The organism is Streptomyces sp. CA-288835, assembly GCF_050936385.1.
GTDB lineage: Bacteria > Actinomycetota > Actinomycetes > Streptomycetales > Streptomycetaceae > Streptomyces.
In genome coordinates this window covers 5,606,556-5,617,887 of the sequence record NZ_JBNJMW010000001.1, presented here as the reverse complement: position 1 = coordinate 5,617,887, position 11,332 = coordinate 5,606,556, and the positions used below count along the sequence as shown (strand labels likewise).

Here is an 11,332-nt window from a genome sequence, read left to right as displayed (position 1 = left end):
GTTGGCCGATATTGAAGTTGGATCTCCACCCAATACGCCCTCGGGCTGGGTCGACTGGCTACACGCAAAGCTACTCAGGCGCCGAACCTATCTGCGGTTCTGCTCGGACTACTACGACGGCAAGCATCAGAAGATGATGTTCGCTCAGGCCAAGTATCAGAGTGAGTTTGGACGCCTCTTTGAGGCATGGTCCGATAACTTCTGTGGCCTGATCGTGGACAGCGTCAATGAGCGAATGTTCATCGACGGCTTCCAGATGAGTGACGAGCCAGGCGGAGACAAGGACGCTCGGGAGATTTGGCAGCGGAACCACCTGGATGCCGAGTCGAATGCAGCCCACCTTGACGCCATGGTCCACGGAGTCTCTTACGCCGTTGTCTGGGCCGACTCAGACGGACAGCCGACAATCACTGTCGAGTCCGCTGAAAGCGTCGTAGTGCAGCACAAGCCCGGTTCACGCTGGGATATCGAAGCCGCGGCGAAGTTCTTCACAGATGACTGGGGCCGAGAGTTCGTCACCCTCTGGTGGAACGGCAAGGTCTACACAGGCACCGGAATGACTGGGGCATGGGGCGATTACAAGGAAGCCCCTAACCCTCTGGTCGAACCTCCCGTTGTGCCGATCCCGAATCGCAGCAGGCTTGCCGGCCCTCACTTGTCCGACCTCGCGGTTGTCATCCCGCTTCAGGATGCGGTCAACAAGACCGTTGCTGACGCGCTGGTTGCATCTGAATTTGCCGCCTGGCCTCAGCGCTACGTGACGGGTCTTGAGATCCAGGAGGACGAGCAGGGCCGACCAATGGAGCCTTACAAGGTTGCCGTTGACAAGCTCCTCCAGGCCGAGAACCCAGAGGTGAAGTTCGGCCAGTTCGAAGCCGCAGACCTGAAGAACTACGTGAACTTGGTCAACATGCTGGTTCAGCATATGGCCTCTATCTCCCGTATCCCGTTCCACTACTTCCTGTTGAACGGCGGTACCGCTCCGTCTGGCGAGTCCATTACTTCTGCTGAGGCCGGACTGATCGCCAAGACGCGTGAGCGAATGCTGCATTTCGGAGAGGCTTGGGAGCGCATTATGCGCCTCGCCTTCCGTGTACTCAAGGACAAGAGGGCGGAAGCCCACGGCGCTGAAGTCATTTGGCGTGATCCTGAGAACAGGACCGAAGCACAGCACATGGACGCACTTCTCAAGGCACAGATGATCGGTGTCCCGAGAGACCAACTCCTTCTTGATGCGGGTTATACCCCGCAGCAGATCGAGCGCTTCCGCACTATGCGGGAGCAAGACGCCAAGGACGCAATGGAACTGGCGAAGAAGTACCCGGCCCCACAGCCGGAACAGCCCAATGACCCAAAGGCTAAGGCCGAGTCAACGGCTCGCAAGGCCCCACAGGGCAACTCGGGTAACGCAGCCCGCAAGGCTGCATAACTCAATCACTCACAAGGACGGCTCCCGCAATGGGGGCCTTTTTTGATGCCACCGAAATGGAAGGCTCCCATGGACGACACCACGCAGAACCAGAACGACCAGCAGAACACCCCCGACCCAAAGACCTCTGAGGGCGTGCCCGATGTGGCAGCCCTTCAGGCAGATGTCGAGCGGTGGAAGGCCCTCTCTCGTCAGAACGAGAAGAACTACAACGAAGCTCGCACTGAGCTTTCTTCGCTGAAGGAAGCCCAGATGACGGATGCCGAAAAGGCCATTGAGGCCGCGAGGACCGAGGCGCGGAATGCGGCTCTCTCCGAGGTCGGTTCGCGTCTCGTTGACGCTGAGCTTCGAGTTCAGGCTGCGACTGCTGGTGTGACGCTTCCGCCCGCCGAATATCTCAACACCACTGCCTTTGTCGGTGCTGACGGTGCGGTGAATACCGACGCCATCAAGGCGTTCGTGTCGTCCCTCCCCAAGCCGTCCAACTCCCCCGAATTTGCCCAGGGGATTGGCCTTGGCCGTCAGGGCGATTCCGGCTCTTACGCAGCCGGTCAGATCGGCCGTGACGCCCTTTCTCGAATGTCTCCCCAGGAAATTGCTGCTGCCCGCAAGGCGGGCAAGCTCGACGCACTGATGAAGGGGGACCTCTGACCTAAAGAGGTACCACATTGACTTTTACTACTCAGGCCGGTAACAACGCTGGTGCCGGTGCACTTCAGGCCCCTGGTGGCCATTTCATTCCCGAGATTTGGACTTCCCAGCTCCTTGAGGACCTGGATGACAATCTCGTTCTCGGTTCCCCGGAGATCGTGAATCGCCAGTATGAGGGCGAGTTCCGGCGTGAGGGCGACGTTGTTCGCATCCCTCACTTCGTTGACACCGTGACCGACAAGGGAATTGTCAAGGCATACGGGTCCATCGGTACGGCTGACCACGCGGCCCTTGAGTACATCAAGATGACCGTTGCGAAGGGTTCGAGCTTCCACCTGGAACTTGACAATTTGCACCAGCTCCAGACCAAGACGGGCATTGACCTGATGAGCAACCTCATCAAGCAGCGCGCTCGGACTCTGGCGAACACCATGGATTCCCTCATTGCCAAGACGATTCTTGCGGCCGTAGCTGGCAAGGACCTGAACGGCACCGAGAACCGCAACGCCACCGTCACCAGTCTGCCTGCTCTGCACGGCTCCATTGACAAGATCGTTGACGGGGACTTCTCGGCGGCCATCGACATCAGCGTCTATGACTTCGTCGTGTCGATGCTCGAAAAGCTCGACATCAAGGGCGCCCCTCAGGACCGGTTCCTGTTCATCTCCCCGAAGCTTCGGTCTGCGCTTCTGCGTGACCCGAAGTTCATTGATGCCTCTCACTTCGGTGGGGGCGCGGTTATGCCGACCGGCGTTATCGGCACCATTCTGGGTGTCCCGGTTCGAGTTGCGAACACCCTCGGCTCTCACACTCGGAGCACTGAAAAGCTGGTCAAGAACCGTCACACGGACTTCTCCAGCGTCGACATGTTCATGGGCTCGACTGCTGCGGTTTCGCTCATCGTTCCGTTCGCGGAGATGCAGGCGTACCAGCCCGAGGTGAAGTTCACCAACGCCATCAAGTCGCGAGTTATCTACGACGCGAAGGTGATTCGGCCCGAACAGCTCGTTGTGGCTCAGAACGTCGAGACGCTGATCTCGACCCACAACACGGCTAACAACGGCGCGTAAGGAGGCCCTTTTGCCTCTGGCTACCGTTGACGATGTGGCCGCCCGTATTGGGCGGCCCATTGCCGCAGACGAAACAGCTCGTGTCAGCGCCTTCCTGGTCGACGTGACTGGCCTCGTTGAGGACTACTGCGGCAGAGACATGGACAGGCGGAGTGGCCAGAGCATCACCCTCTACCCGGAGGGTGGTTGTGTCCTCCCTGTCCCCGCTCGCTATCTGACCTTCCTCACGGTGTCCGCTGTCGAGCAGGACGACCAGGCCGTGACTGACTACTCATTCAACGGCCGTCAGCTCGTCCGTGAGTCGGGCTGGGGCGAATCCGCGGTGACCCTCACAGCCTCCTGGGGCTACGAGGTAACTCCCGCTTCGCTCAGGGCTGTTGCGTGTTCCGAAGTGATCCGCTGGCTTGCTCTCTCCCCTGGTGTGGAGAGGGAGCGAGTGGGAGAGGTGGAGGTTGAGTTCTCAGGCGCCAGCTCGGCGCAGACGCTCTCTCCGCCGACCAGGACCAGCCTCCGCCCGTACAGGCGTGGTGGTGCTGGTTCCCTGACGCTTCGGAAGGAAGGGCCCGTCCTCGACCTGAGGGGGCCCGTTGTTGTCCATGACTGATCCGGTGGAGGTCTGGCGGACCTCCACACAGGTCAAGAACGCGTATACCAGCCGCCCTGACTGGGACCAGGCCGTGAAGGTCTGGGACGGCTTCGCCAGTGTCCAGCCGGATAGGGCGTATGAGTCCTACTCCCCCGAGAGGGACCAGTCTCAGGAACGGCTCTCGCTGTTCGTCCCCTATACAGCCGTCGTCGCGTCTGGCGACAGAGTCAAGCTCGATGGCCACATGTACGAGGTCGACGGGGAGCCCGAACGGTGGGGCTACACGTCCCGCCGGCACCTGAAGCTCTCCATCTGGAGGGCACTTCGATGACCACTCCCAAGGGTGCCCGTACGAAGTTGACACTCCATCAGGGTTGGCAACGCGAGGCCCTGGCCCTCCCTGGCGTCCGGGAGCTGGTAGCCAAGCACACAGGCGAGCTGCTGCACCGTGCCATCACTGACGCTCCCCGAAGGGGACACCGGTCCCTTCCCTGGAACGCCATCAAGAAGAACCTTGAGGCGTACGTCCAGCTCGACCACAACGGTTGGTTCGGCAACGTCGTGATCGAGGACGATCCCAAGGTCCGACACGCGATGCTCCAGGAGCGAGGGTTCACCACTCCTCGGGGACGCAGGGTTAAGGGCCGTAGGTACCTCAAGGGCGCCCTGTTGAAAATGAGGGTGCAATGAGGATTGACCCGATTGAGTTCCTGGTCACCTATCTCGACTCCCTCACGGACATCCCTGATGGATCGGTGCTGGGTGACCTCAACAACCATGTCACTGGCGAAACCGCAATATACCTAGAGCACATGGGCGGTTTCCGAGTCGTCCGAGACCGGATGGACCGGATTGACGTTGAGTACGCCGCTTACTCGATGGACCGTAAGGAAGCCGTTGATCTCGTCCTTCTCGTCCGCGAGAAGTTCCTAGAGGCCCTGCCCAACACGTCTGTTGGTGGCGCCCTGGTGCTCGACGTCGAAGAGATCGACTCCCCGAAGTACGACCCTGACGAGTCCTCGCGCGAGCACGTGTATTGCGGGCAAGTAGCGGTCTTCTACACCGCAGCCTGACAACCCCTCCGAGCCTCTAGGACTCGGATTGAAGCCCCCGTCTCCGGGGGCTTTTTTGTTTCCCCGAGGAGATCCCATATGGCCAATGATGCAAAGAAGATTCGATTTGCGCCGAACGGCGCGATCTACGTAGCGCCTGCGAGCGAGAGCCTTACCCCGCCTGTCGACCTGGGCACCGTCGACACCCCGCCTACCGGTTACAAGGCGCTCGGCTATGTCGATGAGGGCGGCGTGACGCTCACCCCCGCGATTGAGACTCAGCCGGTCAATGCCTGGCAGTCGGCTACGGCAGTTCTCTACAACGTCACCTCTGCGAGTTTCAGCGTGAAGGCGACTCTCCAGGAGACCAACGAGATTACGACTGAGCTTTTCTGGGGCGCTGAGTGGGTTGAGGTCATGTCGACTGACCCGACTCCTGTTGGCACGGGAGTTTTCCGGCTTGACCTCTCGTCCACTCCGGACCTGAAGGAACTGTCTCTCGTCGTGGACTGGCAGCAGGGCGCCATTCGGAGCCGTTGCGTGATTCCTCGCGCGATGATTTCGGACCGAGGTGCTATCCAGCTCAGCCGTACCGAGAACGGTAAGTACGAGCTGACGATTGAGGCACTGGACTCGGCCGGAAAGCTCGCTTACGTGCTGACCAACGACGACATCGTTGCAGCTGCCTAAGAGTCGCCTCTAAGCAGGGGCGGGGCTACGTCCCTGCCTCTGCGGCGTCCTCCGCCAATAAAGTTACGCACTCCGGACAGTCGACTTCACCACGGCCCGGCACCTCAGGTATCCGCCGACCACACCAGGAAACCGCCTGGATGATCTGACCCGCAGACGGCTTCATAAGCCTGTGGGTAAGCCGGTCACCCCCAAATCCCGTGGGTTCCTCACTGGCGGGCGCAGTCATCAGATTGCCCCTGTGGTCAAGCCAATTGGTCGTCTCGCTCATATCTCTCTCTTACCCCACCCAAGGAGTACCCATGTCCACTCAGAAGAAGTCTGGCCCAAAGAAGAACGGCGCCAAGAAGGTTGCTGCGGCTGCTGCTGAGGCCAAGAAGACCTTTGCCACGTTCGAGCACCGCGGACTTACCTTCAAGATTCCCCACCCGAAGAACTTCCCTCTTGAGGTTCTGATGACGGATGACGAGCTGGTTGCTACTCAGCTCATCCTTGGTGAGGATCAGTGGGCGGCGTATCTCTCGACCCGTCCAGACATCGAGGACTTCGGCGAGTTCGCTAAGGCGATGTCTGAGGCCCAGGGACGGGATGAAGACTCGGGAAACTGATGGCAGTCGTCCGCGTCATTCAGGAGTTCCCCGATGAACTAGAAGCTGACTTGCTTGAGTTCTTCGGGGTCGACCTCCTGAACCTGTGGCGTGGACGGCTTTCCTTGCGTCGTATCGGCGTCCTCATCAATTCCCTGATGAACAAGCCTGGACGCTCAACTCTTCTCATGGCCATGGACGAACGTGCCAAGTGGTCTGAGCGTGAATACCTGCTCGCGCGTATGTCTGACGCGCTTGAGCTTTCCAACTTCCTTTTCCTCAAGGCCAACGTCCCTGACGAGGACGCACGGGACCTTGAGTTTCCTGCACCGATTCCACGGCCCGGTGAACCGGAGCCGCAGCCCACGTCAAAGGTCGAGTTCAGCGATGCAGCAGAACTCACCACCTTCTTTGGGCGGCTGAACAGCGTCTAAGGGGGCTCCATGGCTGAGGGACGCGGACCTATCAAGGTCGGCACCGGCTTCATCGAAATCATTCCCAAGGTCCTTCAGAAGGACGTGGAAGACCTTCGCCGCAAGGTCTCTGGCGAGATGGCGAAGCTCGGCGCCAAGGCTGCCAAGGATATTTCCGAGGGCGCGAAGAAGGGCCTTGCGGCTCTGCCGGCTGAGGTAGACAAGGCTGCGAAGAAGGCCAACGAGCAGACCAAGAAGCGCAAGAAGGAATCCCAGAAGGATATCCAGCGCATTGAGGCTCAGATCACCCGTGAGTTTGGCGAGGAAGCCGCTAAGCGCTTCCGTGCCTTCCGGGACCTTGAGCAGAAGAAGGAGAAGGCTCTTCGTAAGACCTCTGCGGCTACGAAGACGGCTCTGCGTGAGACGGTGCGCCTGGAGGAGACTGCCGCACGACAGAGGCAGGCTGCCGCTGAGCGCCTGGAGAGAGACCGTGTGAGGGCCCTCCGGGCAACTCAGGCCGAGCACGCACGTATTGAGCGGGACAAGACCCGCCTTGAGCAGGCTCAAGAGCGTCTGAGGATTCAGGCTCTCCGTGAGGCTAACCGCGTGCAGGTGGCCGAGCAGCGCGAGGCTACTCGTCTTCAGATTGCGCAGATGCAGCAGGCCACGGCTATGCACCGCGCACAGATGCAGCAGCAGACCGCAAATCAGCGCATGGCCCTTCAGGCGCAGGTCCAGGCTCAGAGGACTGCGGTACAGGCTCAGATAGCTGCTCTCCGGGAACAGGCTGCCGCACAGCGGGCCACCCTTCAGGACGGCATTGCTGCCCAGCAGCGACGTATGACGGACCTCCGTGACCGGATGCGCGATATTCAGCGCGACATCAACACGACCAACACCACGACGACGAGCTATTTCAAGAAGACTGAGACGTCTCTTAGGCGTATGGGTACCTGGTTTGATCAGGTGGGTATGTCGATCAATGAGGCTGGAAACATCCTCTCAACTCGTTTCCTCGCCCCTCTGGCGGCTGCTGGTTCTGCCCTTACTGCTATCGGTGTCGAGAACGCCGATAAGAGGTTGCTGGGTCAGCTCGGCCTTTCCTCTGCGGGTGTCTCTAAGAGTGTGTCTGCTGCGCAGATGGCAGCCATCCAGAACTTCGCAATCGACACTCCTTTCAGCATCGATGTCATGCACGAATATCAGATGAAGCTGATTCGCTCCGTCGCTGGTGCTGACAAGGATTGGTACAGCAAGGACGCTTCAACGCGGACGGGTGCAGCCAACAATGCTGCGTCGAGAACGACTGACTTGATTATGGCCATCGGTGACTCGATGGCCCGAGCCGGAAACCTGAATCCACAGCAATTCCAGCGCGCCATGTACGCGATGGACATGATCATGGATATGGATCGGGCGCCGACAAAGAATGTCAAGCAGCTCGCAGCGGCCTCCGGTATGCCTGCTTCTGAACTCGCAATGCTGCTTGGCTTCGAGAACGCTCAGGAGATGTGGAAGGTCATCGGTACTCCTGCCGCTAAGGGTGGCGGTGTCAGCGGTACCGAGATCATGAACGCGATGCTCAACTACTGGAATCCCGAGAAGTACAAGGGGTCTCAGACGGGTTCGGGTTCGCGTGGCTTCGCTTCCAAGATGACCAGCGAGACCATTACTGGTCGCCTTCAGCAGATGAAGGAAAGGGCCTCGTTCGAACTCGGAAATCTCTTCGTTGAAGAGGGCAAGGACGGGACGTACCAGTACACGGATCTTGGTAACAAGATTGCGGGTACTGGTGGACTCCTGGATCAGGTGCAGGAGCTTGCAAAGAAGTGGGCTCCGAAGGTTGACGACTTCCTGACCCTGTTCCTTGATGGTGTCGAGACGTTCATAAGCACCATCGACCGAGCCGCTACCTGGATCGAGGAGTCTGGGCTAGGCGAACTGGCAGGGCCGATCACTGAGTTCCTGCTCCAGTGGGGACCCCTGATCCTGGCTGTAGGGCTCCTGTCCAAGGTGCTCGGTAAGGCCGTTGGTCTTGTCGGTCGGGCCTTCGCTCCTGCTGCTGCTCTGACACGAGCTGGTGTGAGCGCGTACGAGGGACAGCGGGACATCCGTAGCCAGCGGCGTGCAGCTCGGGACGCTCGGAACGAGGCTCGGGGCAACGGGGCTTCCCGCCGTGACGTTCGTCAGGCAGGCCGTGAGGCTTACCAGCAGCAGCGCACCACCAACCGGAACGGCGACAGCCGTACGACTGGCAGGCGGCTCCTCGACGGCTTCATGGGCCGTGACTCCCGAGAGCAGGACGGACAGCGCCAGATCCGGGAACTCGAGAATCAGATTCGTGAGGCCCGTGACGAGGCTTCGCGGCTCCGGGACGAGCTGCGCGAGGCAAACCGGGAGTCCATGCGGCAGATCACTGCGGCCCTCGCCGGCAACGGCAACGCCTCTGTGCAGGGGGCTGCCAACGCAGCTCAGAACGCGGTCAACCAGATCCAGACCCAAGCTCAGCAGGCCAACAGCACCTCTCTGGCCCAGCTCCACCAGGAGCTAGACAAGGTCAAGAAGGCCGCGCGGGACGTTGTTTCGGAGCTGGGCAAGGTCAACAGCCAGAACCTCAACTCGGTCACCGCGGAGTTCACTGCCCTGAAGTCTGCGGCTGAAGAGGCCGGTAAGCAGATCACCAGTGACAACACCCGTGTTGGAAACCTGGATGGCAAGGATCTCAACAAGATCACCTCTGAGTTCAACGGCCTCAAGACGGCTGCACAGAACGCGGGCAAGGAGATCACTTCCGACAACACCCGTGTCGGGAACCTCAACGCGAAGCGGGTTACGGACGTCACGGAGTCCGTCAACAACCTCCGGAACGCTGCCAAGCGGGCTGCGGATCAGATCGGTGACGGAGGCATGTCCTCGTCCACCTCTGGACGCACGGCGAACCTCAACAAGCGTCGCCTGACCGACGTCATCCAGGAGTTCAGGAAGCTGACCAGTGCAGCGGACGGGGCTTACGACAAGATCGGGCAGGGCACAGGTGCCGGCTCTCTCGCGGGCCGTGTCGGGCTCCTCAACAACCGGTCCCTCAAGGACCTGATAAACCGGGTCAAGGATCTGGCTAACAAGCTGGAGGACGCCAAGAAGGAAGCCCAGGGCCTTGATACTTCTCTCGGGAATATCTCGAAGAAGTCTCCTGGTGGAGGCGGCAGCGGGGGCAATTCCAGGAAGGCCCGCGGTGGTGTTGCCAAGCGGTCTGAGCCCTCCTATGCGGGTGTCATGCCCGGTTATCAGCCGTGGGCGGACAAGATTCCGACTCTGCTTACTCCTGGCGAGGCGGTTCTTCGCCCCGAGGTCGCGAGCCAAATTGGCGAGGAGACCATCAACACATGGAACTCTCTCGCCATTCGAGGGAAGATCTCGCGTCACGCTCGCGGTACTAGCGGCGGCGGTGGAAAGTTCGACCTTGACCAGATCAGGGAGCTAATCAGTCTTCAGAACATCGCGCCAGTCGGTAAGGCGATGCTCAAGACAATGAAGCTCGATGGGACGTCTAACCCTCTGGGTGGAAGTGTTCAGGGCGGAATTCTCCGCACTGGTGATCACTCCGCCAGGATCGGTGGCGCGGTCGGTGCCCAGAAGTTCAAGGGCATGTATGACTGGATGACCGAGGACGTTTACACGCTCCTCAAGAAGGTCCCGTCTGGAATCGGTCAGATCGCCGGTATCCTCGGCGGAACCCTCAGCCCTGTCATCGGTGATTACTTCTGGGATGACGTCTGGAAGGGCCGTGGAGACATTGTCGATCGCGGAAAGACCTACCTCAGCCACCTATTCAGCACGGAGACATTGGGCAAGGTTTGGGACAACCTTTGGGGTGGCGCGACTGACTCTCTCGGCGCCATCTGGGACATGGCCACAAACCCTATCGACACCTTCACAGGTTTGTTTGACGACATCGGAGAAATCGTCTCCGGGAGTTACAACAACCTGATTGGGATGGTCTCGACCGTCAAGGACATCAAGGGCTCTCCACTTGGCTATGCCAGGCGGGTCTATGACGGCTTCATGAGCAATGCCCAGGAAGCGATGCCCAATACCAAGGGCCTGTTTGATTTCTCCAGCGGGGCAAAGCTGAGCGCCAAGGTTCCTGACTTCGGAGCCGACATGGTCTCTGCTGGCAAGGGCTCCGGGGCCCAGAGATGGGCCCCCGTTGCGGCTCAGGCCCTCTCCATGCTCCGCCTCCCTGGGACTGCCCTGAGCACGGTTCTGCACCGTATTCAGATGGAGTCGGGTGGAAATCCAAACATCGTCAACAAGTGGGATTCCAACTGGGCAGCAGGGCATCCATCGGTCGGTCTTATGCAGGTCATCGGCCCAACGTTCAAGGCGTATGCCGGGATGTTCAAGAAGACGGGTCCTTTCCTATATGGAACGTCGGTCAACCCTCTCGCCAACATTTACGCGGGCCTCAACTATGCGCGAAACCGCTATGGCTCGCGCTGGCAGTCGGTACTTGCAGGGAACACGGGATATGCGACGGGCACCATGTCTGCTTCTCCTGGCCTCGCAATGGTCGGTGAGAGGGGTCGTGAACTCGTCGCCTTTGGCGGGGGTGAGCGGGTCTTCGACAACGAGGACACCGAAGCCCTGCTGAACGGAAAGAAGTACGAAATCCACGTACACGAAGCACGCATGGAGCCGACTCCTGCGGCAGTGCTCAGGGCTCTCCAGACAGCGGAGGCTCTTTACACGAATCTGTAGTAAGGGGGCTCCATGCCAATTCCGGTGAAGGTCAGGCCAGCGCCACCAGTGGTCACCCGACCAACGGCGCCGGCACCCGTCACTTGGGGCCGGACG

At 60.0% G+C, this 11,332-nt stretch carries 11 protein-coding genes; all 11 read left to right on the top strand.

The annotated features are described in order from the left end of the window. Nucleotide 1 precedes the first annotated feature (1 nt). Nucleotides 2-1,429, top strand: coding sequence for a phage portal protein (locus ACQEVY_RS25445; protein ID WP_432951774.1), 1,428 nt, complete (start codon nucleotides 2-4; stop codon nucleotides 1,427-1,429). Nucleotides 1,430-1,498: 69 nt separating this feature from the next. Then, nucleotides 1,499-2,080: a hypothetical protein gene (locus tag ACQEVY_RS25440; protein WP_432951773.1), complete on the top strand. Its 582-nt coding sequence runs from the start codon at nucleotides 1,499-1,501 to the stop codon at nucleotides 2,078-2,080. 17 nt (nucleotides 2,081-2,097) lie between these two features. Further along, nucleotides 2,098-3,150 carry a hypothetical protein gene (locus ACQEVY_RS25435; RefSeq protein WP_432951772.1) on the top strand — a complete coding sequence of 351 codons (1,053 nt, stop codon included), beginning with the start codon at nucleotides 2,098-2,100 and terminating at the stop codon, nucleotides 3,148-3,150. A 34-nt stretch (nucleotides 3,151-3,184) separates the two neighbouring features. Beyond that, nucleotides 3,185-3,754, top strand: a complete 570-nt coding sequence (locus ACQEVY_RS25430) for a phage gp6-like head-tail connector protein (protein WP_432951771.1) — start codon at nucleotides 3,185-3,187, stop codon at nucleotides 3,752-3,754. Further along, nucleotides 3,747-4,067, top strand: coding sequence for a phage head completion protein (locus ACQEVY_RS25425; protein ID WP_432951770.1), 321 nt, complete (start codon nucleotides 3,747-3,749; stop codon nucleotides 4,065-4,067). Before ACQEVY_RS25430 ends, ACQEVY_RS25425 begins: the two co-directional genes overlap by 8 nt. Further along, nucleotides 4,064-4,426 carry a hypothetical protein gene (locus ACQEVY_RS25420; protein WP_432951769.1) on the top strand — a complete coding sequence of 121 codons (363 nt, stop codon included), beginning with the start codon at nucleotides 4,064-4,066 and terminating at the stop codon, nucleotides 4,424-4,426. Before ACQEVY_RS25425 ends, ACQEVY_RS25420 begins: the two co-directional genes overlap by 4 nt. Then, on the top strand, nucleotides 4,423-4,809 hold the full coding sequence (locus ACQEVY_RS25415) for a hypothetical protein (protein ID WP_432951768.1): 387 nt from the start codon (nucleotides 4,423-4,425) through the stop codon (nucleotides 4,807-4,809). The genes ACQEVY_RS25420 and ACQEVY_RS25415 overlap by 4 nt, the downstream gene beginning before the upstream one ends. A gap of 78 nt (nucleotides 4,810-4,887) precedes the next feature. Next, nucleotides 4,888-5,478: a hypothetical protein gene (locus ACQEVY_RS25410; protein WP_432951767.1), complete on the top strand. Its 591-nt coding sequence runs from the start codon at nucleotides 4,888-4,890 to the stop codon at nucleotides 5,476-5,478. 302 nt (nucleotides 5,479-5,780) lie between these two features. Further along, nucleotides 5,781-6,086, top strand: coding sequence for a hypothetical protein (locus ACQEVY_RS25405; RefSeq protein ID WP_432951766.1), 306 nt, complete (start codon nucleotides 5,781-5,783; stop codon nucleotides 6,084-6,086). Continuing rightward, complete coding sequence (locus tag ACQEVY_RS25400) at nucleotides 6,086-6,499, top strand: hypothetical protein (protein WP_432951765.1); 414 nt, start codon at nucleotides 6,086-6,088, stop codon at nucleotides 6,497-6,499. Before ACQEVY_RS25405 ends, ACQEVY_RS25400 begins: the two co-directional genes overlap by 1 nt. Before the next feature lie 9 nt (nucleotides 6,500-6,508). Then, nucleotides 6,509-11,236, top strand: coding sequence for a transglycosylase SLT domain-containing protein (locus tag ACQEVY_RS25395; RefSeq protein WP_432951764.1), 4,728 nt, complete (start codon nucleotides 6,509-6,511; stop codon nucleotides 11,234-11,236). The last annotated feature ends 96 nt before the right edge of the window (nucleotides 11,237-11,332 follow it).